General features: G+C 67.4%; 27 protein-coding genes. 14 read left to right on the top strand and 13 right to left on the bottom strand.

Going from position 1 to position 26,322, the window contains the following annotated elements:
- Window positions 1-637: 637 nt before the first annotated feature.
- Entirely contained in the window at window positions 638-1,282 is a 645-nt protein-coding gene (locus ACFWMR_RS33495; RefSeq protein ID WP_093935817.1) for a GNAT family N-acetyltransferase, read from the bottom strand.
- 74 nt (window positions 1,283-1,356) lie between these two features.
- On the opposite strand from ACFWMR_RS33495, the gene ACFWMR_RS33490 reads away from it, so the two are divergent.
- Both ACFWMR_RS33490 and ACFWMR_RS33485 read left to right on the top strand, forming a co-directional pair.
- Window positions 1,357-2,511, top strand: coding sequence for an epoxide hydrolase family protein (locus ACFWMR_RS33490; RefSeq protein ID WP_378381258.1), 1,155 nt, complete (start codon window positions 1,357-1,359; stop codon window positions 2,509-2,511).
- 45 nt (window positions 2,512-2,556) lie between these two features.
- Entirely contained in the window at window positions 2,557-3,372 is an 816-nt protein-coding gene (locus ACFWMR_RS33485; RefSeq protein WP_378381257.1) for a MerR family transcriptional regulator, read from the top strand.
- A 51-nt stretch (window positions 3,373-3,423) separates the two neighbouring features.
- Here the strand turns inward: ACFWMR_RS33485 and ACFWMR_RS33480 are convergent, their stop codons facing one another.
- Window positions 3,424-4,245: an alpha/beta fold hydrolase gene (locus ACFWMR_RS33480; protein ID WP_378381256.1), complete on the bottom strand. Its 822-nt coding sequence runs from the start codon at window positions 4,243-4,245 to the stop codon at window positions 3,424-3,426.
- Window positions 4,246-4,296: 51 nt separating this feature from the next.
- Here ACFWMR_RS33480 and ACFWMR_RS33475 point away from each other — a divergent pair, with 51 nt between their 5' ends.
- Together ACFWMR_RS33475 and ACFWMR_RS33470 are read left to right on the top strand one after the other, a co-directional pair.
- Window positions 4,297-4,863: a GNAT family N-acetyltransferase gene (locus tag ACFWMR_RS33475; RefSeq protein ID WP_378381255.1), complete on the top strand. Its 567-nt coding sequence runs from the start codon at window positions 4,297-4,299 to the stop codon at window positions 4,861-4,863.
- Window positions 4,860-5,486, top strand: coding sequence for a LysE family translocator (locus ACFWMR_RS33470; protein WP_093935716.1), 627 nt, complete (start codon window positions 4,860-4,862; stop codon window positions 5,484-5,486). The genes ACFWMR_RS33475 and ACFWMR_RS33470 overlap by 4 nt, the downstream gene beginning before the upstream one ends.
- 62 nt (window positions 5,487-5,548) lie before the next feature.
- On the opposite strand, the gene ACFWMR_RS33465 is transcribed toward ACFWMR_RS33470, so the two are convergent.
- On the bottom strand, window positions 5,549-6,610 hold the full coding sequence (locus ACFWMR_RS33465) for a cobalamin-independent methionine synthase II family protein (RefSeq protein ID WP_093938323.1): 1,062 nt from the start codon (window positions 6,608-6,610) through the stop codon (window positions 5,549-5,551).
- A 256-nt stretch (window positions 6,611-6,866) separates the two neighbouring features.
- Here ACFWMR_RS33465 and ACFWMR_RS33460 point away from each other — a divergent pair, with 256 nt between their 5' ends.
- From ACFWMR_RS33460 to ACFWMR_RS33435, 6 genes are all read left to right on the top strand, one after another.
- Complete coding sequence (locus ACFWMR_RS33460) at window positions 6,867-7,133, top strand: DUF3040 domain-containing protein (RefSeq protein WP_093938324.1); 267 nt, start codon at window positions 6,867-6,869, stop codon at window positions 7,131-7,133.
- Window positions 7,134-7,194: 61 nt separating this feature from the next.
- Window positions 7,195-7,620: a YciI family protein gene (locus tag ACFWMR_RS33455; protein WP_378381254.1), complete on the top strand. Its 426-nt coding sequence runs from the start codon at window positions 7,195-7,197 to the stop codon at window positions 7,618-7,620.
- A 9-nt stretch (window positions 7,621-7,629) separates the two neighbouring features.
- The gene (locus ACFWMR_RS33450; protein ID WP_378278534.1) at window positions 7,630-8,691 is read left to right on the top strand and encodes a DNA polymerase IV; all 1,062 of its coding nucleotides are present in this window, start codon (window positions 7,630-7,632) and stop codon (window positions 8,689-8,691) included.
- A 243-nt stretch (window positions 8,692-8,934) separates the two neighbouring features.
- Window positions 8,935-10,410 carry an adenosylhomocysteinase gene (gene ahcY / locus ACFWMR_RS33445; protein WP_378381253.1) on the top strand — a complete coding sequence of 492 codons (1,476 nt, stop codon included), beginning with the start codon at window positions 8,935-8,937 and terminating at the stop codon, window positions 10,408-10,410.
- 406 nt (window positions 10,411-10,816) lie between these two features.
- On the top strand, window positions 10,817-10,972 hold the full coding sequence (locus ACFWMR_RS33440; protein ID WP_005159014.1) for a DUF6131 family protein: 156 nt from the start codon (window positions 10,817-10,819) through the stop codon (window positions 10,970-10,972).
- Between the two features lie 120 nt (window positions 10,973-11,092).
- Window positions 11,093-11,314, top strand: a complete 222-nt coding sequence (locus ACFWMR_RS33435; protein WP_093938319.1) for a DUF2795 domain-containing protein — start codon at window positions 11,093-11,095, stop codon at window positions 11,312-11,314.
- A gap of 158 nt (window positions 11,315-11,472) precedes the next feature.
- Here the strand turns inward: ACFWMR_RS33435 and ACFWMR_RS33430 are convergent, their stop codons facing one another.
- The 7 genes from ACFWMR_RS33430 to ACFWMR_RS33400 all read right to left on the bottom strand — a co-directional run bounded on the left by ACFWMR_RS33430 (window position 11,473) and on the right by ACFWMR_RS33400 (window position 16,716).
- Entirely contained in the window at window positions 11,473-11,685 is a 213-nt protein-coding gene (locus ACFWMR_RS33430; protein WP_378381252.1) for a hypothetical protein, read from the bottom strand.
- 151 nt (window positions 11,686-11,836) lie between these two features.
- Window positions 11,837-12,691, bottom strand: a complete 855-nt coding sequence (gene ku / locus ACFWMR_RS33425; RefSeq protein ID WP_093938317.1) for a non-homologous end joining protein Ku — start codon at window positions 12,689-12,691, stop codon at window positions 11,837-11,839.
- Between the two features lie 118 nt (window positions 12,692-12,809).
- Entirely contained in the window at window positions 12,810-14,036 is a 1,227-nt protein-coding gene (locus tag ACFWMR_RS33420; protein ID WP_093938316.1) for a styrene monooxygenase/indole monooxygenase family protein, read from the bottom strand.
- 24 nt (window positions 14,037-14,060) lie between these two features.
- On the bottom strand, window positions 14,061-14,675 hold the full coding sequence (locus ACFWMR_RS33415; RefSeq protein WP_364206832.1) for a GTP-binding protein: 615 nt from the start codon (window positions 14,673-14,675) through the stop codon (window positions 14,061-14,063).
- Complete coding sequence (locus ACFWMR_RS33410) at window positions 14,650-15,033, bottom strand: DUF742 domain-containing protein (protein WP_039918479.1); 384 nt, start codon at window positions 15,031-15,033, stop codon at window positions 14,650-14,652. The genes ACFWMR_RS33415 and ACFWMR_RS33410 overlap by 26 nt, the downstream gene beginning before the upstream one ends.
- 19 nt (window positions 15,034-15,052) lie before the next feature.
- Complete coding sequence (locus ACFWMR_RS33405; RefSeq protein WP_020635967.1) at window positions 15,053-15,487, bottom strand: roadblock/LC7 domain-containing protein; 435 nt, start codon at window positions 15,485-15,487, stop codon at window positions 15,053-15,055.
- The gene (locus ACFWMR_RS33400; RefSeq protein ID WP_378381251.1) at window positions 15,484-16,716 is read right to left on the bottom strand and encodes a sensor histidine kinase; all 1,233 of its coding nucleotides are present in this window, start codon (window positions 16,714-16,716) and stop codon (window positions 15,484-15,486) included. Before ACFWMR_RS33400 ends, ACFWMR_RS33405 begins: the two co-directional genes overlap by 4 nt.
- A 272-nt stretch (window positions 16,717-16,988) precedes the next feature.
- Between ACFWMR_RS33400 and ACFWMR_RS33395 the strand changes: the two genes are divergently transcribed.
- The 4 genes from ACFWMR_RS33395 (at window position 16,989) to ACFWMR_RS33380 (ending at window position 22,993) form a co-directional block, all read left to right on the top strand.
- The gene (locus tag ACFWMR_RS33395; protein ID WP_449224344.1) at window positions 16,989-17,636 is read left to right on the top strand and encodes a TetR/AcrR family transcriptional regulator; all 648 of its coding nucleotides are present in this window, start codon (window positions 16,989-16,991) and stop codon (window positions 17,634-17,636) included.
- A 31-nt stretch (window positions 17,637-17,667) separates the two neighbouring features.
- Window positions 17,668-19,401, top strand: coding sequence for an ABC transporter ATP-binding protein (locus tag ACFWMR_RS33390; protein WP_093938312.1), 1,734 nt, complete (start codon window positions 17,668-17,670; stop codon window positions 19,399-19,401).
- A complete protein-coding gene (locus ACFWMR_RS33385; RefSeq protein ID WP_378381250.1) occupies window positions 19,401-21,425 on the top strand; it encodes an ABC transporter ATP-binding protein in 2,025 nt (674 codons plus the stop codon). Before ACFWMR_RS33390 ends, ACFWMR_RS33385 begins: the two co-directional genes overlap by 1 nt.
- A gap of 128 nt (window positions 21,426-21,553) precedes the next feature.
- Complete coding sequence (locus tag ACFWMR_RS33380) at window positions 21,554-22,993, top strand: DNA polymerase ligase N-terminal domain-containing protein (protein ID WP_378381249.1); 1,440 nt, start codon at window positions 21,554-21,556, stop codon at window positions 22,991-22,993.
- Window positions 22,994-23,162: 169 nt separating this feature from the next.
- Here the strand turns inward: ACFWMR_RS33380 and ACFWMR_RS33375 are convergent, their stop codons facing one another.
- From ACFWMR_RS33375 to ACFWMR_RS33365, 3 genes are all read right to left on the bottom strand, one after another.
- Window positions 23,163-23,516, bottom strand: coding sequence for an STAS domain-containing protein (locus tag ACFWMR_RS33375; protein WP_378381248.1), 354 nt, complete (start codon window positions 23,514-23,516; stop codon window positions 23,163-23,165).
- Between the two features lie 75 nt (window positions 23,517-23,591).
- Entirely contained in the window at window positions 23,592-25,100 is a 1,509-nt protein-coding gene (locus ACFWMR_RS33370) for a CYTH and CHAD domain-containing protein (protein WP_449224343.1), read from the bottom strand.
- A gap of 70 nt (window positions 25,101-25,170) precedes the next feature.
- Window positions 25,171-26,028, bottom strand: a complete 858-nt coding sequence (locus ACFWMR_RS33365; protein ID WP_378381246.1) for a helix-turn-helix domain-containing protein — start codon at window positions 26,026-26,028, stop codon at window positions 25,171-25,173.
- Window positions 26,029-26,322 lie beyond the last annotated feature (294 nt).

Raw genomic sequence — 26,322 nt, 5'->3', positions numbered from 1 at the left:
TCCAACGGGGGCCCCCGGGGCCGGTGGGCCCCATGCCCCCCCACCCCCGGCCCCAACCCCCTTTGGGGTACAAATTTTTTCTTTATTTGCGTTGCCGCCACCACGACACACATAGTGAGAGGCAAGGCAAAGGTGTCGGGTCGTTGTGGCCGGCGAGAGCGTAAGCTGTCACTCAGGGTGAGGGTGTGTGGAAATAGGGACGTTGAATGTCCCTATTTCCACACACCCCTCGAGCCTTTCGGGCCTCCTGGCCGTGACCGGTCCGGTCACGCGGGACTGTGTGGATTTCTGAGCGTCCAACGCACCAAAATCCACACGGTCGGCGCCCGAGTTCCGGTGTCGCGCAGAGTCACTGACCCGTTCCGCAGGTACGCCACAGTTGTCTTACCCCTAAATAACCCGAAACACCACTCACGACCCCCTAGCGGACAGCCTCATATGGCCATGAATCGAACGCTCGGTTGTCGCTGAACGTCTCATGTGGACACTCGGGTCAGCCTGGTCGCCGTCCAGTCCGGAACCATGTCCTCGAGCAGCGAAGAAGGCCTTCGCGGCAGGACCGACCATGCCATATTTGGCTTATCGCGCAAATAACTCGACGCGAATATCCACAGTGGACATTCGCGCCGAGCCGGCCTCAGTCGATGCCCAGGACCGGGAGAGATTCCTTGACGCCGACCAGTTCGATGTCGTCGCGCCGCTGCCGGTCCCAGGTCTCCCTGGTCAACCGCCAGCACTGGATCAACCCGACCTCTCCCCGCCGGGTTTCCCAGGTGGTGCCGTTCTTCTCGTAACCCAGCGCTCGCGACACCCCGTTGGACGCTTGGTTGTCGGCGAAGGCGTCGCTCGAAGCCTCCCGAGCGCCCAGCCCCGCGAAGGCCAGATGCAACACGGCCGCGCGCATCTCCCGCCCGAGCCCGCGTCCGCGCTGCCCCGGCGCCAGCCACGAAAAGCTCGACACCGTCCCGAATTTGGCGAAATCGGTCCCGATCAGGTCCTGCATCCCGATCGCCTCGCCGTCCAGCAACACGACGAAGTACAGCCGCCAGAAGCTCGGATCCACCCGGGCGCGCCCCGCCCAGATCCCCCGCAGCCACCGCCATTCACGGTCGGGATTGTCCGCGTACAAGGAAATCGGGTCGTCGAACGGCCAGGGCGCGGTTTCGGCGACACCGGCGCGGACGGCCGGGACCAGCCGCTCCAGCAACTCGTCCGTCGCCCCGGCCAAGGTCAGCCGCGGCGTCCGTACCTCGATGTTCAAGGGAGGGTAGGTGTGGCTCATCCTCGGACGGTAGGCGGACGGGAGTGATCGGCGCACCGGATTATTGTCGGACCCTCTCGTTAACGTCGGCGGGCATGGAGACCACGCCCTTCCGAGCCCGGATACCGGAGGCCGACCTCGAGGACCTCCGCGCCCGGCTCCGCCGCACCCGCTGGCCCGAGGACGAGACCGTCGACGACTGGTCGCAAGGGGTGCCCGCCGCGTACCTGCGCGCGCTGTGCGCGTACTGGGCGGACACCTACGACTGGCGAGCCGCGGAGTCCCGGCTCAACGCGATCCCCCAGTTCCGCGCCCAGATCGACGGGCTCGGCATCCACTATCTGCACGCCCGCTCCCCGCATCCCGGCGCGCTGCCGCTGATCCTCACCCACGGCTGGCCCGGCTCGATCTTCGAATTCCTCGGCGTGATCGGCCCGCTCACCGATCCGGTCGCCCACGGCGGCGACGCGGCAGACGCCTTCCACGTCGTCGTGCCGTCCCTGCCCGGGTACGGCTTCAGCGACAAACCCGCGAAGACCGGATGGTCGATCCAGCGGATCGCCGACGCGTGGATCCACCTCATGGACGGCCTGGGTTACGAGCGCTTCGGCGCCCAAGGCGGCGACTGGGGCACGAGCATCACCACGCTCATGGGGCGGACGGCACCCGGGAGCCTGGCCGGGATTCACCTCAACCCTCCGCTGGCGGCACCGGATCCGGCGACGTTCGGCGACCTCACCGAAACCGAGCGGGCATCGCTCGACGACCTCGAACGCGGCAACGCGGACGGTTCGGCTTACGCGAACCTGCAGAGGACGAAGCCGCAGACGATCGGCTACGCGCTGAGCGATTCACCGGCCGCTCTGTGCGCGTGGATCGTCGAGAAGTTCCAGGCGTGGACGGACTGCGACGGAAATCCGGAGAACGCGCTGAGCCGGGACGCGATGCTCGACGACATCACCCTCTATTGGCTGACCGGGACCGGCGCCTCGTCCGCGCGGTTGTACTGGGAGAGTTTCGCGGAGGTGTCGAGCTGGTTCACCGAATCCACTGTGGACACCATCGCCGTGCCGACGGGCTGCTCGATCTTCCCGCGCGAGTCGCCGCGCCCGTCCCGTCGCTGGGCCGAGCGCCGGTTCACCGACATCCGGTACTGGAACGAACTGGAGCGGGGCGGCCATTTCGCGGCCTTCGAACAGCCTGCCGTGTTCACCGAGGAGGTGCGGTCGTTCTTCCGGCTCGTGCGGTGACAGCTTGACTGTGACACCGTGTCAGGCTGTCGAGTGGGAGGCGTCATGTTCAGTATCGGAGACTTCGCCAAGCACGGCCGGGTGTCGGTCCGGATGCTGCGTCACTACGACGCCATCGGGCTGCTGCGGCCCGCCCACGTCGACCCGTTCAGCGGCTACCGGTCCTACACCGGCGAACAGCTGGCCCGGCTCAACCGGGTGATCGCGCTCAAGGATCTCGGCTTCACGCTCACCCAGGTGCAGGAGATCCTCGACGCGGAGATCGGCGCCGACGAGTTGCGCGGGATGCTGCGGCTGCGCCGGGCCGAACTCGAAGCGGCCATCGCGGCCGACGAGGCGCGGCTCACGGCCGTCGAAGCGAGGCTCCGGTCGATCGAAAGCGAGGGAAGAATGCCTTCCGAAGACGTCGTCGTCAAAAGCCTGCCCGCGGTACGCGTCGCCGAGCTGACCGGGACGGCGAGCGGATACGTGAACGAAGAGATCGGACCGGTCGTGCAAGGTCTCTACAAGGAACTGTTCGGGGCGCTCGGCCCGATCACCCCGTCGGGGCCGCTCATCGCCTACTACGAGGACGACGCCGACGGCGAACGCGTGCTGATCCACGCCGCCGTCCCGATCGCGGCCGAAACCGACGGCTCCGAAGGGTTCTCGACGGTGAGCCTCGCCGAAGTGGCGACAGCGGCGACGATCCTGCACCGGGGCTCGATGGAGACCGTGCTCTCCAGCTACCAGGCGCTGGCGAAGTGGGTCGACGCGCACGGGTACCGCGCGAACGGCCCGGCGCGGGAGTTCTACCTCGATTGCCCGGCCGACGGGGACAAGTGGGTCACCGAGCTGCAACAACCGATCACCATGGCCTGACGTGTGTCATGAGGGGTCCCCAGGAGACGAAATACGTCTTATGGGGACCCCTCATGACACGCCGCCGTGCCGCACCAGGAAGTCGGTCACGGCGGCGCGGAACGCGTCCGGCGCCTCCAGCCACGGCACGTGACCGACTCCCGGCAGCCGCACCCGGGTCACCGAAGGCAAGGCCTGCTCCAGCGAGTCGACGGCCCATCGGGGCCGGTTGTCCGCCGTCCCGTCCACGATCAACGTCGGCACCCGCAGCGACCGGCAGGCCTCGACGAGCCCGGACTCGGGCACCGCCCGCATCTCCTCGCCCAGCGCGGCGTTCGCCTCGTAGTTGATCGGGAACCAGGGTGTCGCCATCGCCTCGGCGTGGCGCGCTCCCTCCGTCACGAAGTCGGCCGTCCATTGCAGCACCGCGAGTTCACGTTCTTCGGCCCCATCGCGGTCCTTCGCGCGAAGTTCGGCCCACCGCGGATGCCGTTCTCCCAGCACCTGCTCGAAGTTCCGCTTGAACTCCGCGTGCCAGCCGTCCCCCAGCCCGACACCCGACACATAGACGAGCGCGCTGACCCGCTCCGGACGCGCGAGGGCGTAGAGAAGACCGAGATGCGCGCCCCACGAATGCCCGAGCACCGGGACGCGGTCGAGTCCATGCCACTCACGGACGGCGTCGACGTCGGCCACCATCCGGTCGAGCGTGTACGGGCCGCGCGGATCCGAGCGGCCGGCACCGCGCTGATCCCAGCGGATCAGCCGGAAACCCGGACCGGGATCGAGCGTGCCGAACATGTCCCACAGACCCGGACCGCCGTGGCAGCACAGGATCGGTTCGCCCCTGCCGGTCGCCGAGGTCCACAGCTCACGGCCGTCGTCGGTGATCACCCCGCGATTATCCGGTAGGCGCGATCGCCGCCGTTGGTTATCTTCCGCGGCATGACGACGTACACGCCGCCGCAGCGGGCGGCCACCCCCGCCGACGCGCCCGCCATCGCGGCGCTGATGCGGGCCTCGGTGCTGGAGTTGTTCCCCCGGTTCTACGACGAGCGGCAGACCGCGAGCGCGGCGGAGCACATAGCGGCCATCGATCTGCGGCTGATCGAGGACGGCACCTACTTCGTGCACGAGGCCGACGGCGAGATCGTCGCCTGCGGAGGCTGGAGCAGGCGCAACAAGACGCACGCCGGCGCAGGCGACGCGGAGGACGACGAACGTCCGCTCGACCCGGCCACCGAACCGGCGCGGGTGCGCGCCATGTTCGTCCGCGGTGACTGGACCCGGCGCGGCCTCGGGCGCGCGATCCTCGAGTCGTGCCGCCTCGCCGCGAAGGCCGAAGGGTTCACCTCACTGACGCTCACCGCGACCCTGCCTGGTGTCCCGCTGTACCTGTCGTTCGGCTTCACCGAGGTCGAACGGGTGACGGTGACGACGCCCGACGGCGTCGATCTTCCGGGCGCCGTCATGGCCCGGGACGTCGAAAAGCCGGATAGGATCGGAGAATGATCTCCGGGGCCACGGCACTTTCGTTCGTCTTGATCTGCCTGCTCGGCGCGATGGCACCCGGCCCGGATTTCCTGGTGGTGACCCGCAGCGCGATCCTCGGCGGGCGCAAGGCCGGGATCGCCGCCGGACTCGGCATCGCGCTCGGCGTGTTCGTCTGGGTGGTCGCGATCGCGCTCGGCGTCGCGGCCATCCTCACCGTGTCGGCGATCGCCTTCACCGCCGTGAAGCTGATCGGCGCCGCGTACCTGGTTTTCCTCGGGGTCAAGGCGTGGCTGGCGGTGCGCCGCGGTGACTACAGCGACCTCAAGGACAAGGTGGCGCCCGTCGTCGCGCCCAAGGAGACGTTCCGGCAGGGACTGCTCACCAATCTGCTCAACCCGAAGGTCGCGGTGTTCTTCCTCGCGCTGATCCCGCAGTTCCTCCCGCATTCGGCCTCGACCGCGCAGACGCTGCAGCTGGCGGTCCTGGCCACGACGGTGGCGGTGGTGTGGACCTTCACCCTGGCGACGCTGGTCGGTTCACTGCGGCGGTTCTTCAGCTCCGGCCGGGTGCGTCGCGCCATGGACGCGGTGATGGGCACCTTCCTGGTCGGGCTCGGCATCAAGGTCGCCGTCCAGAACTGACCGAACGCGCGTGAAGGACTCCTTCCCTCGGCTGAGCCGAGGGAAGGAGTCCTTCACGTGACTCAGCCGAGGGCTTCGGCGGCGAGCCGGGTGCCTTCGACGCGGGCGGCGATCTTGGCGAACGCGGTCTCCCGCGACGTCGAGACGTCGTCGGCGAACGGCGAGAACCCGCAGTCGTCACACGTGCCCAGCCGGTCCGGCGGGATGAACTGAGCCGCCCGCAGGACCCTGTCCCGGACCTCCTCGGCGGTTTCGACACGCGGATCGATCGGATCGATCACGCCGACGAAGACCCGCTGCTCCGGGCGGGAGTGCTCGGCGATCACCCGCAGCGCCCGCTCGGGATCCGCCTCGCTGGCCATCTGGACGTAGACGTTGCCCACCTTCAGCTGGAACAACGTCGGCAGGAGCCCGGCGTAGTCGACGTCGAGGCTGTGCACCGAGTCCTGGTCGCCACCGGGGCAGGTGTGCACGCCGATCTTCTTCCGCTCCTCCTCGGAGAACCGTTCCAGCACGGCGTTGTTCAGGTCCACAAAGGACTGGAGAAGCCCGCCGGACGGGTCGAGTTTCAGCGACAACCTGCCTTCGGTGAAGTCGATCTGAACACTGTCCGCGCCGGCGTCGAGACTGCGGCGGATATCGGTTTCCGCTTCATTCACCAGGTCGGCGATGAACTGTTCTTTGTCATATCCGGCCAATCCTTCACCGGGGTAGACGAGCCCGATCGCCGAAGCGGCGATCACCGCCTGCTTCACCGGTTTGGCCGCGTGCTTCTTGGCCTCGCGCAGATAAGTGTCCGCGTAGGTCTGGTAGCGGAAAGGACCGGCGGTCAGCTTCGGAAGCTGCCGGGTGTGCCCGTCCGCGAAGGGGATGACGACGCCGTCCGGCGCCAGGGACGTGAGGCCTGCCAAGGGATAGGTGGCGAAGCTCGGTTTGCCCTGCTCGCCATCGGTGATGACCGGCGAGCCGGTCTCCTCCAACCGCTTGATGGTTTCCACAAGGGCTTTCTCCTGCGCCTCGCCGAGCCCGTCGGCGCCGAGCCGCCCGGCCGCGTGCTCACCGAATGCCTCGATGAGATAGGCCGGACGGGGAATGCTGCCGATCGGTTCGGTGGGTATGGTCATCGCTCGCGTCCTCCCAGATGAAGCAGCTTGCGGCCGCCGTGGCCACAAGCGCAGAAACTACCGATCACGCCACTCTTTGACGATCTTTGCCCGTGCCTAAACCACTAATGGCGCAACCATTCGGCCCACTTGGGTGTGCCGTTCGCCGAGACGTATAGGCCGTTATACGAAAATCCGCGAAATTCGATGCTTACCCGACCTCGCGCCTGGGTATTCCGTGGATGTCGACGGGCGGGGCGCGCCGAAGGAGAAACCGATGCTGAGCCATCACGATCGGCAAGAGCTGGAGAAGATCGAGCGCTGGTTCGAGCTCACCGAGCCGGCACTGGCCGCCAGGCTCCGTTCCGGCAAGCCCGCACGGCCCCCGCTCCTCCGGTCGGCGGTCGTCCTGACTCTCGACGTCATCGCCGGTCTGCTCATGCTGCTGGGCATGGTGCTGAACAGTCCGGCCCTCTTGCTGACCGGGATGATCACCGTGACCACGGCGGTGATCGTGCATCTGTCCCGGTTCGGGCGGGACTGAGCGTCCTCCCGCGCGCCGGTAGAGTCCGGGCGATACGTCCGGTTCACTGGGAGGAAGACGCATGCGGTTCATGATCATCATCAAGGCGGACGAAGATTCCGAAGCCGGGAAGATGCCGCCGATGGAGGCTTTGACCGCCATGGCGAAGTTCAACCAGGACATGCTCGACGCCGGAATCCTCGTGGGTGGCGAAGGTCTGCAGGAGAGCTCGAAGGGCGCGCGCGTCACGCTCAACGCCGCCGGGTCCACGGTCACCGACGGCCCGTTCACCGAGGCCAAGGAACTCGTCGGCGGCTTCTGGATCGTCGACGTCCCTTCGCGCGCCGAAGCGATCGAGTGGGCGAAGCGCTGTCCCACTCCCCCGCACGGTGACACCATTCTCGAAGTCCGCAAGATCCTCGAAGCCGAGGACTTCGGCGACGCTTTCACGCCTGAACTGCAGGAGAACGAGCAGCGGATGCGCGACGAGGTCGCCGAACGGTCTTAAGCTCGCTTCATGGCCATCCGGGAGTGGGTACGCTGGGTACTCCACGTCGACCTCGACCAGTTCATCGCGGCGGTCGAGGTCGCCCGGCGGCCTGAGCTGCGGGGCAAGCCCGTGATCGTCGGCGGCACCGGGGATCCGACGGAGCGGGCCGTGGTGGCGACGGCGTCGTACGAGGCGCGGGAGTTCGGCATCCAGTCCGGCATGCCGTTGCGAACCGCCGCGAAACGCTGTCCTGAAGCGATCTTCCTGGCCACCGACGCGCCCGCGTACCAAGAAGTCTCCGATCGGGTGATGGCGACGCTGCGGGAATTCCCGGTCGTGGTCGAGGTGCTCGGCTGGGACGAGGCGTTCCTGGGCGCCACCACCGACGATCCCGAAGCGCTCGCCGCCGACATCCGGCGGGTGGTCGCCGAGGAGACCGGGCTGTCCTGCTCGGTCGGCGTCGGGGACAACAAACTGCGCGCCAAACTCGCCACCGGCTTCGCCAAACCGGCCGGGATCTTCCGTCTCGTCCAGGAGAACTGGTGGGACGTCATGGCCGAGAAGCCGACGGACGCCCTGTGGGGCATCGGCGCCAAGACCACGAAGAAGCTCACCGAAGCCGGCTATCGCACCGTGCTGGAGCTGGCCGGCGCCGATCCGGCGGACCTCGCTTCGCGGTTCGGCCCGAAACTCGGCCCGTGGTACCGGATCCTCGCCGGCGGGATCGGCGACGCCGAGGTCACCGCGACGCCTTACGTGGCACGATCACGCAGCCGCGAGACGACTTTCCAGCAGAACCTGACCGACCCCGGCGCCATGGCCGCCGAGGTCGTCGTGCTGGCGAAACGCGTTTCCCAGGACGTCGCCGAGGAAGGCAGGCCCGCCGCCCGGGTCGCGGTCAAGGTCCGGTTCGCTCCGTTCCTGACCCATACGCACAGCGTGACCCTCCCCGCGCCGACAGCGGATCCGGCCGAGATCGAGAAGGCGGCACTGGCCGTCCTCGACCTGTTCGACCTGGGCAGACCGGTTCGCCTGCTCGGTGTCCGGGCCGAATTCCCCTCGACGGCGGCGCGATCCGCGTCGCCTTGACAGCGCTCGCGACGCTTTGCCATCCTGGTTCCGGGCCGAGAGGCGCTGCGACGGAATTCTTCCGCCACGCTCGGCCCGACGCGACAGACGTAAGGGCGCCTCCCACTGCGGAGGTGCCTTTCTTGCGTCAGAACCCTTTTCCGGCAGAGGCCGGTCGCTGAACGACCCCGCACTGACACCACCCTTCGCGCCACCGGCGAGAAGGGTCGCTCCGCCTTGCCTTCCTTGATGATTGGAGAACCAGTGAGCCCCACCCTGTCCAAGGTCAACGGGATCGAATTCGCCGTCGCCGACCTTTCCCTCGCCGAGGCCGGCCGCAAGCAGCTGCGCCTCGCCGAGGTCGAGATGCCCGGCTTGATGGCGCTGCGCCGCGAATACGCCGACTCACAGCCGCTGAAGGGCGCGCGGGTCGCGGGGTCGCTGCACATGACCGTCCAGACCGCCGTGCTGATCGAGACGCTCGTCGCCCTGGGCGCCGAAGTGCGCTGGGTGTCCTGCAACATCTTCTCCACGCAGGACGAGGCGGCCGCGGCCGTCGTCGTCGGCCCGAACGGCACCGTCGAGGAGCCGTCGGGCTCGTCGGTCTTCGCGTGGAAGGGCGAGACGCTCGCCGAGTACTGGTGGTGCACCGCCCAGCTCTTCGACTTCGGCGGCGGCCTCGTCCCGAACATGGTCCTGGACGACGGCGGCGACGCGACCCTGCTGATCCACAAGGGCGTCGAGTTCGAGGCCGCCGGCGCCGTGCCGCAGGCGACCGAGGAGGACGGCGAGGAGTACGGCCTCGTGCTGGAGACCCTGCGCGAGAGCCTCGGCCGCGACACCGGCCGGTTCACCCGCATCGCCAAGGAGGTCCGCGGGGTCACCGAGGAGACCACCAACGGCGTCAAGCGGCTCTACAAGCTCGCCAAGGAAGGCGAGCTGCTCTTCCCGGCGATGAACGTGAACGACTCGGTGACGAAGTCGAAGTTCGACAACAAGTACGGCATCCGCCACTCGCTCATCGACGGTCTGAACCGCGGCACCGACGTGATGATCGCGGGCAAGGTCGCGGTCGTCTGCGGCTACGGCGACGTCGGCAAGGGCGCGGTGGAATCGCTTCGGGGCCAGGGCGCCCGCGTGGTCGTCACCGAGATCGACCCGATCTGCGCGCTCCAGGCGGCGATGGAGGGCCTCGACGTCGTGGAACTCGACGACGTCGTGGAGCGTGGTGACATCTTCATCACCACCACCGGCAACTTCGACATCATCATGGCCGACCAGATGGCCAAGATGAAGCACAACGCGATCGTCGCGAACGTCGGGCACTTCGACAACGAGATCGACATGGCCGGGCTCGCGAAGATCCCGGGCATCCGGAAGATCGAGGTCAAGCCGCAGGTGCACGAGTGGGTCTTCCCCGCGACGGCCGACCGCGAGGCGCACTCGATCATCGTGCTGTCCGAAGGCAGGCTCATGAACCTCGGGAACGCCACCGGCCACCCGAGCTTCGTGATGTCGAACTCCTTCACCAACCAGACGATCGCGCAGATCGAGCTGTTCACGAAGCAGGGCGAGTACGCCACCGACGTCCACGTGCTGCCGAAGCACCTCGACGAGAAGGTCGCGCGTCTGCACCTCGACGCGCTGGGCGTCCGGCTGACGAAGCTGACCAAGCGCCAGGCCGAGTACATCGGCGTGGACGTCGAGGGTCCGTACAAGCTGGACCACTACCGATACTGAGGTCTTGCCGCCTCGTATCTCGCAGGTCGGTGAAGGCCTCCTTTCCTACTTTCAGGGTAGGGAAGGAGGCCTTCACCACCTCCAGGAAAGTGATCGGTGGGACGACACCCGTGACTGGGTGGACGACACGTGTGATCAGACGGACGACACGTTGCAGGGCTCGGTCGCGAACGTGTCGTCCGTCTGATCACGTGTGCCGTCCACCTGATCACACGTGCCGTCCGCTCACTCACGTGTAAGTACCGACCTGGCCACGTGAGTCGCGAGCCGACCGGCTCACTAGGCCGAATGCGTGAAAACTACGGCCGGATGGACCTGTTTTCCACCCGAGCGAGGCGGGAATCCCCTGAGTAGCCACACCCCGGCAGCACCAAAGCCGGGCGACTACGAAGGAGAAGGTGCCCCCGTGATCATTCTCGGCGTCATCCTGATTGTCATCGGTGTCATCGCCAGCATCCCCGTCCTTTACTCGATCGGGATCGCGCTCGCGGTCATCGGCATCATCCTGGCCGTGCTCGGGAACACCGGGAAGGCCATCGGCGGTCGCGCCCACTGGTACTGAGCACCGATACAGCACCGAAACGGACCGGGTCCCCGGCGTTCCACACGCCGGGGACCCGGTCCGTTTTCGTCCTCCGCCCACCGGGTATCCGGTTCGGACGAGGCGAAGGAGGGAGAGCCCATGGCCGGAACGGACCCGCGTCCGTACTTGACCGAGGCGAACTATCCATGCGGACGCGACGAGCTCCTGCGGGCAGCTGCGGCGGCCGGAGCGGGAGACGACGTCCTCGGGCCGTTGGGCGCCCTTCCCGCGGCCGACTACGCGAACGGCGACGGGGTCTGGGACGCGGTGTGCGCCTGTGACGGCGCTTCGATCCACGACACCGCGAAGGAAGCACCGTGACATGAAAGGGGTCCCCCGGCTCCGAGGGGGAGGGAGAGCCGGAGGACCCCGTCATAGTTAACACATTCCGGGCCACGATGTACACGAATGCATACACCTTCGAGTGGCAATCGGTCTCGATCACCCGATCCGGACCGGACTGGTGTATTGGCTATCGGTCAAGAAGCTCGCAGCAGCAGCCGCTCCGCCGGCTCCGCGCAAGAGCAGCCTCCGTCGACGTCGAAGCAGTCGATCGTCAGCGTGTGCCGGGCGAAGTCGAGGTCGACGCAGCCGTCTTCGCTGCACTCGGTGAAACCGCCGTCGAGGTGGACCACCAGGGTGCCGTGACAGTGGTCGAGTCCACCGGCGCAGAACGCGCACTCCATGCTCATGCCGCCTCCCGCGATCAGGTTCGAAGATCGCTTCGGAAAAGTTCTCCTCGATTGCCTTACTACCACCGAGGGACGACAGATCCTGGCATACGCGCGGCGTGTCGCGAGACCCGGCGGGGTGACACCGGGCACAACAGTCTACAAAGGACGGTCAGGCGCTCTTCGGGGTTCGCTTGCCGGAAGCGGGCTTCTTGGCCGCGGTGGCCTTCTTGGCCGTCGACGGTTTACGGGTCTTCTTCGCTTCGCTCACGCTGGCCTGCAAGGCCTCCATGAGGTCGACGACGTCGGCCTTCGCGCCGACCGCCTTCGGTTTCGCCGTCTCGTTCCCCGCCGCCTTGGCCTCGATCATCGCCTCGAGCGCCTCGCGGTAGGAATCGGTGTACTTCTCGTGCTCGAACACCGGCTCCGAGAGCGAGTCGATCAGCGAACCCGCCATCGTCAGCTCCTGCGGCCGCACCTGCGGCGGATCCTCGTGCAGGAAACCGAAGTCCGGGACACGGACCTCGTCGGGCCACAGCATCGTCGTCATCATCAGGACGTCGCTGTGCACCCGCAGGATCGCGAGCGTCTCGCGCTGCCGGATGGCGACCTTCGCGATCGCCACGTGACTCGCCTTCTGCAGCGCGTCACGCAGGACCACGTACGGTTTGACGGCGTTCTTCTGCGGTTCGAGGTAGTAGGTCTTGTCGAAGTGGATCGGGTCGATCGACTCCAGCGGCACGAACTCGAGCACGTCGATCGCCCGCGACGACGCCAGCGGCAGTTCGGACATGTCCTCGTCGGTGAGCACGACCATCTCGCCGTCGGGCAGTTCGTAGCCCTTGGCGATCTCGGCGTAGGGCACTTCCTCGCCGTCGATCGTGCAGAACCGTTTGTACTGGATACGGCCGCCGTCGGCCTCGTGCACCTGGCGCAGCGAGACGTTCTTGTTCTCGGTGGCCGCGTAGAGCTGGATCGGGATGCTCACCAGCCCGAAGGACACCGAGCCCTTCCACATCGAACGCATCGCGCCGCACCTCCGCCGCCGTCACCTGCCGTACTCACGCACGGTGACCACGGTAGCCCGAAACGGCGCACCGCGACAGTCCCGCGAACCCGATCGCGGGACGGCCACGGTCCTCGAATCAGGCTTCGGCCAGGTACTTCTCCGCTTTCGCGGGATCGAAGAACCAGTGCTGGAAATCGGTCGGATCGGAGAACCCGTCCGCGAACCGCTTCGCCACGGCGGGCTTCTCCCCCGCCGCACCGATGATCTGGAGCACGTGCGGGGGCGGCGGTTGGAGCATCGCGTTGGTCCAGTTCGTCACGTGCTGGGCGTACTCCCAGTACTTCTCGAACGAGGCGTTCATCCACTCCTCGTCGAACGGCTTGTCCCCGCGTTCGAGGATGGAGTCCAGATAGGACGCCGCGCAGTGGCTCGCGTTGTTGGAGCCCTGGCCGGTGATCGGGTCGTTGGCCACCACGACGTCGGCCATGCCGAGCACGGCGGTCCCCGACGCCAGCTTGCCGACAGCGTTCCGCACGACCGGGGTGTACCCGCCGGCCAGCGTCGCCTTCTCGTCGGTCAGGACGACGTTCCGCGAGCGCTCGTACTCCCACGGGAGGTACTGCTTCATCAGCGAGAGGATCCGGTCGAGATGCTGCTGCGGCGAAGGCCGGTCACCCCAGCAGTCGAGCGGGCCGCCGGGAACGCCCTCGAAGAACAGGATGTCGCAGTTCCCGGTCAGCGTGTAGGCGGGGATCATGAACAGCTCGCCGACACCGGGGATGATGTTGAACCGCACCGCGGCCTTGTCCGGGTGCTCGGGCCGGGGCTCCATTCCGTGCACGTAGGCCAGCGAGAGCGCGCGCTGGGGCTGGGTGTACGGCGAACGCTCCGGGATCCGGTCGAACAGCTGGACCAGTTCACCCTTGCCCGCCGCGATGACGACGAGGTCGTAGAGCTTCGCCAGCGGCGCCAGGTCCGAGGTGGTGACGCCGTGGATGACGACCTTGCCGCCGCGGTCCTCCACCAGCTCCAGCCAGGCGGCCATCTTCACCCGCTGGTCCACCGACTGCGCGTAGTGCTCCAGCGGCGCGAACCAGTCCAGCACCCGCTGGGAATCAGGTCCCGCGATGGACACGCCGAGTCCCTCGACCCGGACGGTCTCGTCCTCCCACAGGTTCAGCTTGTGATCCCGCTCGTGCTGCAAGGCGGAGTGGAACATGCACTGGGTCGACATCACCTTGCCGGACCGGATCTCGTCCGGCGTCCGCGCCGACATCACCGTGACGTCGTAGTCGTGGCTCAGCAGGCTCAACGCCAGCTGCAACCCCGACTGCCCGGCACCGACGATCAGAACCTTGCGCATCCTCGACATTCCTCCCGGAACTGTTCAGCTGAGTGCGAATTCACGGCCGGGTCCGGAGACCACCGCGAGGGACAGCGTGTGGGACACCAGTTCCTGAAGCGTCGCGACCGCCGACTTCGGGTCACGGGCGTCGCAGGTGACCAGCGGGATGTCCGGGGACAGCGCCAGCGCGTCGCGGACCTCTTCGAGGTCGTGCACCGGCGTCCCCTCGAACTGGTTGACCGCGACGATGAACGGCAGCTCGGAGTCGTTCTCGAAGTAGTTGATCGCGGCGAACGACTGGTCGATCCGGCTGGTGTCGACCAGCACGACGGCGCCGAGCGCGCCGCGCGAGAGGTCGTCCCAGAGGAACCAGAAGCGAGCCTGACCGGGGGTGCCGAACAGGTACAGGAGCAGGTCTTCGCGCAGGGTGATCCGGCCGAAGTCCATCGCGACCGTGGTCGTGGATTTGGTCCCGGGCGGTACCAGTTCGTCGACCCCGGCGCCCGCCTCGGTCATCCAGGCCTCGTTGCTCAGGGGCGGGACCTCGGAGACGGAGCCGACGAACGTCGTCTTGCCCACGCCGAATCCACCGGCGACCACGATCTTGGCGGAGATGGCGAGAAGATCGGCGTCAGACCGGGAGGCGCTTGAGTCCATCGAGGATCCTCTCGAGCACGTTCGTATCGTGGTTGTAAGCGTGGGCCGTCGGGTGCACGAAGACGGCGCCCTGGGTGGCGAGATCGCCGATGAGCACGCGGACCACGCCCAAAGGCAGATCCAGGCCCACCGAAAGCTCGGCGATCGACGAGCGTTCGCGGGCGCGCTCGTACAGCGAACGCGATTCGGGCATCAGCGCCTCGGCCAGCGACGGGTCGTAGCGCGGAACCGAGATCAGGGTCTCCACCAAGAGCAGCTGGCTGCTCTTGGTGCGGCCGCCGGTCAGCGCGTACGGCCGGATTCTGCGGCTGCGCATCTTGACCGGCCGGTCCGGAGCTTGATCGCTGGACACGGTCATCCCTTCCTTCTCCGGATTCTCAGGCCGGCGGCCGTCGGGCGGTCAGGACCTGCCGGAGTCCCGCTCGCACCTCGGGGGTGAGGGCGTGACCGGCGTTGGTGATGAACTGGGTCATCTCGTAGGCGACGACCTTCATGTCGCAGTCCGGTTCGGTGAGCACCGCGAGCCCGGCCTCCGACCCGATCCCCATGAACAGGAAGTACCCGCGGGTGAGCCGGATGATGATCTGCTCGCAGTTGCCCTTGCCGAACAGCGCGGCGCTGTTGCCCGCGAGGCTGAGCAGACCGCTCGCGATCGCGGCGAGCTGCTCGGCGTCGTCACTGGACACCGATTCCGAAGCGGTCAAAGGGAAACCGTCGACGGACATGATCAGCGCGTGACTGGCGCCGTGCACCTTGCGCACGAAGTCGTCGAGCAGCCACGTGAAATCCGTGGTCGCGTCCTGGGCGGTCACTGGGTGTTTCCTCCGGTCTCACGCTCGTGCCGGTCGTCGAGGGCGGCACGCTCGCCGTCGCTGAAGGCATCGAGGTCGGCCAGCAGCGCCTCGTGCCCGTCCGCCGCGTCGGCGGGCGGGGTGGTCGGCGGGGCCGGTTCGTCGGGCAAAGTCCTGATACTGCGGGAAACCCGGCGCGGAAGACCGCTCGCCGTGGTGCCACCGTCGGCGGGCGGCTGGAAGGCCGTGCGCGGACGCGGGCTGGGCTTGCGTTCCGGTTCCGGTGCGGGTTCCGTCGTGGCGGGGCGGCGCCTCGGCAGCCCGGACGGCGTCGCGACGGGGGTTCCCACGGGCGCTCCGTTGGTGATCCTGGTCTGCGGCAGCACCACGGTCTGCGAACCGGACCACTGCTTCTCGGCCAGCTCCGAGACCACCGGGACCGGCAGCAACACGGTGGCGACCGTGCCGTGCGGGGTGCGGCGGTCGAGCTTCACGGTGATCTCGTGCCGGTCGGCGAGCCTGCCGACGACGGCGAGTCCCATGTGCCGCACCGAATCGTCGTCGAGCACGGCACCGGACGCGAGCCGCTCGTTCAGTACCGCGAGGCGGTCCGGCGGCATGCCGATGCCCTCGTCCTCGATGCGGATCAGCACACTCCCCTGTTCGGTGAGGTGCGCGCTGACGCTGACCGGCGAACTGGGCGACGACTGGTTCGCCGCGTTGTCGAACAGTTCCGCGAGGATCCGGCTGACGTCTTCGGCGGCGAAACCGACAACGCCGAGCGAAACCACGCGGCCGATCGTGATCCGCGAGTAGTGGTCGATGGACGACATCGCGGCCCGCATCACGTCGAGCACGGACGAGATCCCGGCAGCGGTGTCATCGGCGTCGCGGCCGGCGAGCACGCGCAGGTTCTCGGCATTGCGCCGCAAGCGGGTCGCCAGGTGGTCGAGCCGGTAGAGCTCGGCGAGACGGTCGGAGTTCTCCTCCCCCGCCTCCATCGTCTCCAGCTGCGCGAGCAGCTGGTCGAGCAGGTTGAGATCGCGCAGCGCGACATTGGAACAGACACCGGCGAGCGCACCCGCATCCGGCGCTTCCACGGCAGGCCGCTGCTCCACCACCGGTTGTTCGGCGGCCGGAGCCGACGGAGCGTGCCGGGGCGGTGCGGCGAGGAACTGCGCCGCGGCGACCCTGGAACGGTCCAGAAGAACCCGTGAGCGGTCAAGCAAGCCTCGAGCCCGCGTCACCATGTGCTTCCACTTCTTTCTCTTCGCATACCCGGACCCGTGTCGCACTCCCCAGCACAACGACGGCCATGCAAGCAGAAGTCACTATCCGTGTCCACAGTCGGTTTCCGTCCAACCGCTGGCAGTGACGTGTCCGCCAAAGCGTTACGGCTGGTGAGCGGTGCACGCTAGGCCATTCGGCTCATCTTGCGTGTCCTGCGCCACGGGGGATGTCCGAAAAGTGCGGAGTGCGCATAAATTTGCGGGGCACGCAACTTTTGCCTACGCTGTCGGTCGTGACACCGGACTCCATCGCCCCTCTCGGACTGCGCGAACGCAAGAAGCGCGCGGCCCGTCGCGCCATGAGCGAGGCAGCGCTCAAACTGGCCATGGAGAAGGGGGTCGAGCAGGTCCGCGTCGAGGACATCGCCAACGCCGTCGGCGTCTCCCCGCGCACGTTCAACAACTACTTCTCCAGCAAGGAGGAGGCGATCTGCTCGTTCATCGTCGAACGGCAGGAACTCCTGCGGGAGGCGCTGCGCGAGCGGCCTTCCGAAGAGACGCTGTGGGAGGCGGTCGGGACGGCGACGCTGGAGGCCTACAGCAGCTTGGGCGAGCCGAACCGCGGCTCGGTCGAGCTGGCGCGATCACTGCTCCTGCACCCGTCGGTGCAGGGCGAGTTCCTCAAGGCGCACGCCAAGGTCGAGCAGGTACTGGCGGACGCCATCCTGGAACGCGCGGGCGCGGGCGCGGAAAACGCGTTGAACGCGCGGCTCATGGCGGCGATCGTGGAGTCCGCGGTGAAGACCGCGTTCTTCAGCTGGCTGATCAACGAGGGTGCCCGGCCGTTCCTCGAGACACTCGGAGTCCTTCTGCGCGAGGCCGCGGCGGGAATCCCGTCGCTCACCCGCCCCGAACCGGTGAAGAAACCGAAGAAGCAGTAACACCCTACCCACCACTGGGGGAGTAACCGTTGTGCTGACGAAGCTGTTGCGCATTCACCTGCGCCCGTACCGGCGAGAACTGTGGCTGATCGTGCTGCTGCAGTTCGTCCAGACCCTCGCCGGGCTCTACTTGCCCACGCTGAACGCCGACATCATCGATCACGGCGTGGTCAAGGGCGACATGGACTACATCCTCGGCGTCGGCGGCGTCATGCTGCTCGTGTCGCTGGTCCAGATCGCGTGCTCGATCGGCGCCGTCTACTACGGCGCCCGCACCGCGATGGCGGTCGGCCGCGACGTCCGCGGCGCGATCTTCCACCGGGTCCAGGACTTCTCCGCCCGCGAGGTCGGCCACTTCGGGACACCGTCGCTGATCACCCGCACCACCAACGACGTCCAGCAGGTCCAGATGCTGACGTTGATGTCCTTCACCCTGGTGGTGTCCGCGCCGATCATGTGCTTCGGCGGCATCATCATGGCGCTGAACCAGGACGTCACCCTCTCCTGGCTGCTCGTGGTCGTGGTGCCGATCCTCGGTGCCGCGGTCGGCGTCATCATCGCGAAGATGCGGCCGGCGTTCCGCCTGATGCAGGAGCGCATCGACAAGATCAACCAGATCCTGCGCGAGCAGATCATGGGCATCCGGGTCATCCGGGCCTTCGTCAAGGACACCCACGAACGGCGCCGGTTCACCAAGGCGAACACCGAACTGCTGGACGTCTCCCTGATCGTCGGCAGGCTCATGGCGCTCATGTTCCCCATCGTCATGCTCGTGATGAACGCCTCCAGCGTCGCCGTGCTGTGGTTCGGCGGGCTGCGCATCGACGACGGCAGCATGCAGATCGGCGCGCTCACCGCCTTCCTGTCGTATCTGATGCAGATCCTGATGGCGGTCATGATGGCCACCTTCATGTTCATGATGGTGCCGCGCGCCGAGGTCAGCGCCGAGCGCATCACCGAGGTGCTCGACACGCACACCAGCGTCGTCCTCCCGGCGAACCCGGTCAGCCCCGGCGAGGTGCACGGACGGCTCGAACTGTCCGATGTGGAATTCCGCTACCCCGGCGCGGAAAAGCCGGTGCTGCAGGAGATCTCGCTGCTGGCCAGGCCGGGTGAGACCACCGCGATCATCGGCAGCACGGGCAGCGGGAAGACCACGCTGCTGAACCTCATCCCCCGGCTGATGGACGCCACCGGTGGCTCGGTGCGCGTCGACGACGTCGACGTCCGGGAGCTGGATCCGACCGTGCTGTCCGACGCCGTCGGGCTGGTGCCGCAGAAGCCGTACCTGTTCGCCGGGACGGTCGCGAGCAACCTCCGCTACGGCAAGGCGGACGCCACCGACGAGGAACTCTGGCACGCGCTGGAAGTGGCCCAGGGCAAGGACTTCGTCGAGCGGATGCCCGAGGGGCTCGATTCCCCCATCTCCCAGGGCGGGACCAACGTCTCGGGTGGTCAGCGCCAGCGGCTCGCGATCGCGCGGATGCTGGTGCGGCGCCCCGAGATCTACCTCTTCGACGACTCGTTCTCCGCGCTCGACTACGCGACCGACGCCGCGCTGCGGCGGGCGCTGGTGGCCGAGACCGCCGAGGCGACCGTGGTGATCGTCGCGCAGCGGGTCAGCACGATCCGCCACGCCGACCGGATCGTCGTGCTCGACGAAGGCCGCGTCGTCGGCAACGGCACGCACACCGAACTCATGGACGGCAACGAAACCTATCGGGAGATCGTGCTGTCCCAGCTGACCGAGCAGGAGGCCGCCTGATGAGCGCGCCCGAATCCACAGAGTCCACTTCGAGCGCTCCGGCCAAACCGGCGGGTGAGCGCGCGAGCGCGGCACGGGGCCCCGGACCAGGAGGAGGCGGTTTCGCCCGTGGGCCCGCCGCCTTCATGGGCGGCCAATCCGCCGAGAAGGCCCTGGACTTCAAGGGGTCACTGAAACGCCTGCTGCGCCTGCTGAAGCCGCAGCGCGCCATGCTGTACGGGGTCCTGCTTTTCGGCATCGCCAGCGTCACGCTGAGTGTCATCGGACCGAAGATCCTCGGCATGGCGACGGACCTGATCTTCGCGGGCGTCGTCGCGAAGGACATGCCGCCGACGGTGAGCAAGGAACAGGTCATCGCGGGGCTGCGGGAGGAAGGCAACACCACCCTCGCCGACCTGTACTCGGGGATCGACTTCGTTCCGGGCCAGCGCATCGACATCGACGCCGTCGGCCAGGTCCTGATGTGGGTGCTGCTGCTCTACATCGTCGCGTCGTTCTTCTCGCTGCTCCAGGCCCGGCTGACGACGAACCTGGTCCAGCGGGCGGTGTTCGAACTGCGGGAGCGGATCGAGGAGAAGTTCGCCAAGCTCCCGCTGAGCTACTTCGACCGCCAGCCGCGCGGTGAGGTGCTGAGCCGGGCGACCAACGACATCGACAACCTCGCGCTGTCCCTGCAGCAGACCCTCGCGCAGATCGTGTCGTCGCTGCTGATGGTCGTCGGCGTGCTCGTGATGATGCTCGTCATCTCGCCGGTGCTGGCACTGGTCGCGCTGCTTTCGGTGCCGGCTTCGGTGATCGTCGCGGCCAAGATCGGCAAGAAGGCGCAGCCGCAGTTCATCAAGCAGTGGTCCACCACCGGGCGGCTCAACGCGCACATCGAGGAGATGTACACCGGGCACTCGCTGGTCAAGGTGTTCGGGCGCCGCGAGGAGGCCGAGGAGGTCTTCCGCGAGCACAACGACACGCTGTACGGCGCGAGCTTCAAGGCGCAGTTCATCTCGGGCACCATCCAGCCCGCGATGATGTTCATCGGCAACCTGAGCTACGTGCTGGTGGCCGTGATCGGCGCGCTGCGGGTGGCTTCCGGGACGCTGTCGCTCGGCGACGTCCAGGCGTTCATCCAGTACTCGCGGCAGTTCAGCCAGCCGGTCACGCAGATCGCCAGCATGGCGAACCTGCTCCAGTCCGGGATCGCGTCCGCGGAACGGGTCTTCGCGTTGCTCGACGCGGACGAGCAGGAGCCCGAACCCGCCGAGCCCGCCCGGGTGCGGGACGTGCGCGGCCAGGTCGAATTCGAGCACGTGTCGTTCCGGTACGCCGAGGACACGCCGCTCATCGAAGACCTTTCGCTCACCGTCGAACCGGGGCACACGGTGGCCATCGTCGGCCCGACCGGCGCGGGGAAGACCACCTTGGTCAACCTGCTCATGCGGTTCTACGAGCTCGACGGCGGCCGCATCACCCTCGACGGGGTGGACATCGCCGAGATGGACCGCGAAGACCTGCGGGCCAAGACCGGCATGGTGCTGCAGGACGCGTGGCTGTTCGGCGGCACGATCGCGGAGAACATCGCCTACGGTTCCGCGGGCGCCACGGACGAGGAGATCGTCGCGGCGGCCAAGGCGACTCACGTCGACCGGTTCGTCCGCACCTTGCCCGACGGCTACGACACGGTGATCGACGACGAGGGCGGCACGGTCAGCGCCGGTGAGAAACAGCTGATCACCGTCGCGAGGGCGTTCTTGGCGAAGCCCGCGATCCTCATCCTCGACGAGGCCACCAGTTCGGTCGACACCCGGACCGAGGTGCTGATCCAGCGGGCGATGAATTCGCTGCGCGAAGGGCGGACGAGTTTCGTCATCGCGCACCGGCTCTCCACCATCCGGGACGCGGACGTCATCCTCGTGATGGAGAACGGCTCGATCGTCGAGCAGGGCGACCACGAAACGCTGCTGCTCACCGGTGGTGCGTACTCGAAGCTGTACGCGGCCCAGTTCGCGGAGGCACTGGCCGAAACCGACTGAGCCACCTTCGGCACGAAGGCCCCCTTTCTTGCTTTCACGGCAGGAAAGGGGGCCTTCATCACGCGTGCGGACCATGAACGGCGCTAGGCTTGCGGAACCGGATCCGGAGAGGGGTGCGCTGGCCGACCATGGCGGAGAGACTCGGCGAGTATCGCCGTAAGCGCAGACCGGGGCGGACTCCCGAACCCCTTCCGGAGCGCGACGGGGAGACCGGGGCCGACGATCTCTTCGTCATCCAGGAACACCATGCGAGCAGCCTGCACTGGGACGTCAGACTCGAACGGGACGGCGTGCTCGTCTCCTGGGCGGTACCCAAGGGCCTGCCGATGTCGCCGGACCTCGAACGCCTGGCAGTGCACACCGAAGACCACCCGATGGAATACCTCACCTTCGAAGGTGAAATCCCCGCCGGCGAATACGGCGGCGGCACCATGACCATCTGGGACACCGGCCGGTACGAAACACTGCACTTCAACAACCACAAGGTCGAGGTCGTCTTCCACGGGAAACGAGCCCGCGGGAAATACCTGTTCCTCAATGTGCGGAAGGACGGGAACGATCGCGGCTGGCTGCTCAAACGGCTCGATCCCGCCGAACCGGGCCGCGCGGAACTCCCGCCGTTCCTCGCGCCGATGCTGACCAAACCGGGGCGTCTCCCCTCCACCGGTGAAGACGCGCGATGGGCCTACGAATTCGACTGGTCCGGGCGCCGCACCTTGATCCGCGTGTCCGGCGGCCGGGTCACCGCCTACGACGATTCAGGTGACGACGTCACCGGGCTGTACCCCGAATTCCGCGGGCTGGGAGAACAACTCGGTGCCACCGAAGCCTTTCTCGACGGGGAAATCGTCGTCTTCGACGGAGGGAAGCCGAGTCCGGACGGGCTCGGGCACCGCGCCCGGGCGACGAAGGCGTCCGCGAAACGACTCACCTCCCGGTATCCGGCGTTCTACCTGGTCAACGATCTCCTTCATCTGGACGGCCGGTCCTGTGCCGAGTCGTCCTATGTCGAAAGGCGGGAGCTTCTCGACGAGCTCGGTCTCGCCGGGCCGCACTGGCAGGTCCCCCGGTTCTACCTCGGGGACGGCGGCGCGGTCGCGCGGGCGGCCAGGGAACACGGGCTCGCCGGCATCATCGCCAAACGGGCCGACTCCGCGTACCACCCGGGAAAACGTACCGGGGAATGGCTTTCCATCACCGGGACGAGGGTCCAGCAGGTGGTACTGGGCGGCTGGCGGCCGGGCGGTGGCAGCCGGGCGGGCACGTTCAGTTCGCTGCTGCTCGGCGTCCCGCACGAGGACGGCTTGCGGTACATCGGAAACGTCGGCGTCGGTTTCGCCGTCGACGAGCTGGAGGAGCTGTCCCGGAGGCTCTTCCGCTTGGAGCGCAAGACATCCCCGTTCGACTCCGTGCCGGACAAACAGGCGAGGGACGCGCACTGGTCGCGGCCGACCATCGTCGGCGAGGTCGTCTTCGGCGGCTGGACCGAGGCGGGCTGCCTGCGCAACCCGCGCTGGCGCGGCCTGCTGCCGGACGTCAGCGCGGACGAGGTCGAACTCGACGGCTGATCGCGCCTAGGGCGTGTTTCACAAGTCTGTTCGATGGGCTTCGTGATCCAGGTGGCTCCTGGCGGTGCGGGCGGATCGGCCTCGTACCGGGTCGTACTCGGGCGCATCCGCCCGTGCCGTCAGGAGCCACCTGGGCGCGAAGACCGCGAACAGACTTGTGAAACACGACCTAGAGCCGCACGTCCTCGACTTCCCGCCGGACGTCGAGGTCGGCTCCGACCCCGCTGACGTCCAAGATCCTTGACACCAAAGCGGTTTTCACGATCACCGAGAACCGCGGCGCCGCGGCGTTGGCCTCCTCGAGAGCGTGCAGTCCGGCGCAACTGAGGAAGCCGACGCCGGACAGGTCGAGAATCACTTGCTTTCCCGCGCCACAGGCACCGGTGAGTTCGGTGCGGAACCGTCCGATCGTGGCCGCGTCGATCTCCCCCACGGCGGTGAGGACGATGACGCCGTCATCACGGCGGCTGGTGGTCACGGCCAGGGGCGGCGGTTCGCCGGGTACGCGCTGGCCAGGCAACATTGGGGGCGCCTCTCTCCAGACCACCAAGTCACCCCGACGGTACTCACCAGGCGCGCGAGGTCAACCCGGGCTACCTCATTTGAGCCATTTCGGTCGAGAACCTTTACTCAGGTCTTGCCATTCCCCGGCGAACCGCCGGTGCGCCGACTCGGCCGCGGCGAGGGAGCGACCGTGCAGGAGGCCGTAGGTGAAAGCGTTTTCGGCCTCGGCGTATGCGCGGAGACCGAGCAGCCGCAGGACGTCCCGGGTGACCACGACGTCGTGATGCGTACCGAGAGTGGTCTGCACGGCCTTGACGTTCTTTCGCCATTTTCGAAGCTTCTTGCCGGTCACCGGCCGGACCGTGTCCGCCGCGTACCGGGCGCGCTTCGCCTTCTTGCGCACCTCGTGGAGCGCGGCGTCCTGCTCCGCGCCGGGCTCGAGCTCACTCGCGGCCGCGACGGCCTCGCGCAGCTTCCGGTCCGAACGCGCGACCGCCTTGCGCAGCTCTTTCTTGCCGTCGTTGATCTTCCGCGGCTGGGCGACGAGCTTTTCCAGCGATCGCAACAGGTCTGTGTACCGCTTGCTGTCGAGCGCCCGGACGGCGCGTGCCTTGACCTCCTCGGCCTCACGCGCGAAGTGCCGCGTCATCAGCTGTTCGACGTTGCCCAGCACCAGCTCGGCCGGAAGTGCCTTGACCTCCGCGTGCAGCCGCGCGGCCATCACCTCGTTGTCCCTCGCCGGCCCGAGCTCGCCGCCGAGCCAGCGGAGTTCGGCGGCGAGCCCGTTCGCGACGTCGGCGTCGAGGGAGCGACGGAAGGTCTTCAAACCGCTCCGCAGCCGCCTGCTCGCGACCCGCATCTGGTGCACCGCGTCCTCGGCGTCGCGGCGGACCCCGATGTCGTTGCGGCGCAGCGCGTCCAGCTGCTTCGCGAAGTAGTCGGCCAGCACCGAGCCCGACGCCCCCTCGGCCGTCGGCACGAGGTCGTCGGTCAGCCGCCGGAGCTTCGACGGCCACCTCGACCGCTCCGCGCCCGCCTTCACGACGGCCCTGTCCAGGCTGTCGAGGACTTTCGGGTCGGTGCCTGGCGAGAGTTCGATCTCGATCTCCCGCCACCGGTCGAGGTGCGCCTTCTCCCCGCCCGCCTCGCCGGTGACGACGTCGTCCGTCAGCGTCGCGACTTCGCGCCCCTTCGCGTCGAGCAGGGCATACGACGTGCGTTCGGTGCGCAAGTGCGCCGCCTGGACGAGTTTGGCGCCGAGGGTGTGCGCCCGGACCAGTTTCGCGAGCGCGCCGGGCACCTTCTCCGGCTTGCCCGACAGCGGCAGGCGGAGTTCCTCGCGTTTGTCCTCGCTGACGGGAAGCTTCAGATGCCAGCCCTCGTCGCTTCCGCCGAGCCTCCGCCGCAACGTGATGCCCGCCTGCGCGAGCCGGAAGTCGGCGGTGTCGAAGTACGTGGCGTCGAGGACGTCGACCCTCGGGTCGGCCTGGTTCGTCACAGGACCGGCCGGGACCAGTGGCGGAATGGGCCTGTCGGCCGCCAAGTCGTACTTCCGCTCGATCTCCGCCTCGGTGACCGGGGCACCGTCCTGCGTCTTCGTCACCACGTCCTCCTTCTCCTCGGCTACCCGCAACGATTACCCCAGGAAGAGGCGACGGGAAACCCCGATCGGGTCACTCGTTCATCCGGTCGTACCGGTCCGCCCAGTCGGCGAGCGTTCGGCGCGACCTTTCCTCGGTCAGGCTATCGCTTTCCAGTCGCGCGACAAGTGAATAATAGGCCTCGACCGCCACCCGGTCGTCGATGAACATTCCGGCCGCGTAGGAATCCGTGTACACCACCGCCGGATGCTCCGTGAATTCCATGATGGTAAAAGAATTCTCGATCGTTCTGCTCACTTCGTTGCTTTCGGGGACGATCCGGATGGCGCAATAGGGCAGGTTCGCCGACAGGACGAGGTGGAGCAGCTGTTCGTGCATGATCCGGGGGCCGCCGACGACCGACCGCAGCGCGCGCTCGTGGATGTAGAACCGGCATCGCGGCGGGCGATCCTGACGCAGCAGCCGCTGCCGGTCCATCCGGGCGTTCACGACCTGGTCCAGCTGAGCCTGGCCGCGGTTGCCGATCAGTTCGTAGGCGGTGCGGGCGTACGGTTCGATCTGCAACAGCGCGGGGAGCGTCAACGACTCGTACCGCACGAGGGTGTGCGCGAGATTCTCCTGTATCGCCAGGGATTGCGTCGGATCGACGAGTTCGTCGAAGTACGGCCGCACCCAGTACAGGTCTCCGCCCGGCTGCGTCAGTTCCAGCAGCAGATCGCGCTCGGGCTCCACCTCGCCACAGGTCGCGAGATACAGCGCCGCGTCCACCACGGACAGCTCGCGCAGCCCCTGTTCCCACCTGGTGACCTTGCTCTGCAACCAGCCGTTACGGCGGCTGACGTCGGCTCCACTGAAGTGTCTGCGCTGCCGGAACGCCTTCATGCGGTGGCCCAGTTCCCGGGTCCGCGCCGTCGAATCCTTCTCAACCATGCGGGACAAACTAGAGCGGAATTCCTTCCGCGCGGACATTGCCACGCGGCAATTCACCTCAACAGCTGATAACTTGCGCTCGCGCATTCCTGCGAAGTGCCGCTTCGCAAGCGAAGCAGCTTCGCGCGCGAAGGGTTCTTTAAGCTTTATAGCGGAAGAAAGGAATGAGAGCCAGCTATTCGAAAGTGGATTTGTTGCGCCGCCGCGAGGGCCTCGTGCGCCCTCTTCCTCACCACGGGTGGTCCGTGAAGGCCTCCTTGAGGGACTCTGGGTCCCTCAAGGAGGCCTTCACGG

Origin of the sequence: Amycolatopsis thailandensis (genome assembly GCF_042723255.1) — a bacterium.
GTDB classification, from domain to species: domain Bacteria; phylum Actinomycetota; class Actinomycetes; order Mycobacteriales; family Pseudonocardiaceae; genus Amycolatopsis; species Amycolatopsis thailandensis.
Note: the sequence above shows the minus strand (reverse complement) of the source record. Positions and strands in the feature narration are given on the sequence as shown.

What these genes read in the sequence shown, in the direction of transcription:
- ku (WP_093938317.1), bottom strand. Translation starts at nt 12,691, where the DNA reads ATGCGTTCGATGTGGAAGGGCTCGGTGTCCTTCGGGCTGGTGAGCATC.
- ACFWMR_RS33380 (WP_378381249.1), top strand. Translation starts at nt 21,554, where the DNA reads ATGGCGGAGAGACTCGGCGAGTATCGCCGTAAGCGCAGACCGGGGCGG.
- ACFWMR_RS33430 (WP_378381252.1), bottom strand. Translation starts at nt 11,685, where the DNA reads ATGAGCATGGAGTGCGCGTTCTGCGCCGGTGGACTCGACCACTGTCAC.
- ACFWMR_RS33400 (WP_378381251.1), bottom strand. Translation starts at nt 16,716, where the DNA reads ATGGTGACGCGGGCTCGAGGCTTGCTTGACCGCTCACGGGTTCTTCTG.
- ACFWMR_RS33490 (WP_378381258.1), top strand. Translation starts at nt 1,357, where the DNA reads ATGGAGACCACGCCCTTCCGAGCCCGGATACCGGAGGCCGACCTCGAG.
- ACFWMR_RS33475 (WP_378381255.1), top strand. Translation starts at nt 4,297, where the DNA reads ATGACGACGTACACGCCGCCGCAGCGGGCGGCCACCCCCGCCGACGCG.
- ACFWMR_RS33375 (WP_378381248.1), bottom strand. Translation starts at nt 23,516, where the DNA reads ATGTTGCCTGGCCAGCGCGTACCCGGCGAACCGCCGCCCCTGGCCGTG.
- ACFWMR_RS33385 (WP_378381250.1), top strand. Translation starts at nt 19,401, where the DNA reads ATGAGCGCGCCCGAATCCACAGAGTCCACTTCGAGCGCTCCGGCCAAA.
- ACFWMR_RS33420 (WP_093938316.1), bottom strand. Translation starts at nt 14,036, where the DNA reads ATGCGCAAGGTTCTGATCGTCGGTGCCGGGCAGTCGGGGTTGCAGCTG.
- ACFWMR_RS33435 (WP_093938319.1), top strand. Translation starts at nt 11,093, where the DNA reads ATGGCCGGAACGGACCCGCGTCCGTACTTGACCGAGGCGAACTATCCA.
- ACFWMR_RS33470 (WP_093935716.1), top strand. Translation starts at nt 4,860, where the DNA reads ATGATCTCCGGGGCCACGGCACTTTCGTTCGTCTTGATCTGCCTGCTC.
- ACFWMR_RS33415 (WP_364206832.1), bottom strand. Translation starts at nt 14,675, where the DNA reads ATGGACTCAAGCGCCTCCCGGTCTGACGCCGATCTTCTCGCCATCTCC.
- ACFWMR_RS33450 (WP_378278534.1), top strand. Translation starts at nt 7,630, where the DNA reads ATGGCCATCCGGGAGTGGGTACGCTGGGTACTCCACGTCGACCTCGAC.
- ACFWMR_RS33410 (WP_039918479.1), bottom strand. Translation starts at nt 15,033, where the DNA reads ATGACCGTGTCCAGCGATCAAGCTCCGGACCGGCCGGTCAAGATGCGC.
- ACFWMR_RS33455 (WP_378381254.1), top strand. Translation starts at nt 7,195, where the DNA reads ATGCGGTTCATGATCATCATCAAGGCGGACGAAGATTCCGAAGCCGGG.
- ACFWMR_RS33495 (WP_093935817.1), bottom strand. Translation starts at nt 1,282, where the DNA reads ATGAGCCACACCTACCCTCCCTTGAACATCGAGGTACGGACGCCGCGG.
- ACFWMR_RS33365 (WP_378381246.1), bottom strand. Translation starts at nt 26,028, where the DNA reads ATGGTTGAGAAGGATTCGACGGCGCGGACCCGGGAACTGGGCCACCGC.
- ACFWMR_RS33485 (WP_378381257.1), top strand. Translation starts at nt 2,557, where the DNA reads ATGTTCAGTATCGGAGACTTCGCCAAGCACGGCCGGGTGTCGGTCCGG.
- ACFWMR_RS33465 (WP_093938323.1), bottom strand. Translation starts at nt 6,610, where the DNA reads ATGACCATACCCACCGAACCGATCGGCAGCATTCCCCGTCCGGCCTAT.
- ACFWMR_RS33460 (WP_093938324.1), top strand. Translation starts at nt 6,867, where the DNA reads ATGCTGAGCCATCACGATCGGCAAGAGCTGGAGAAGATCGAGCGCTGG.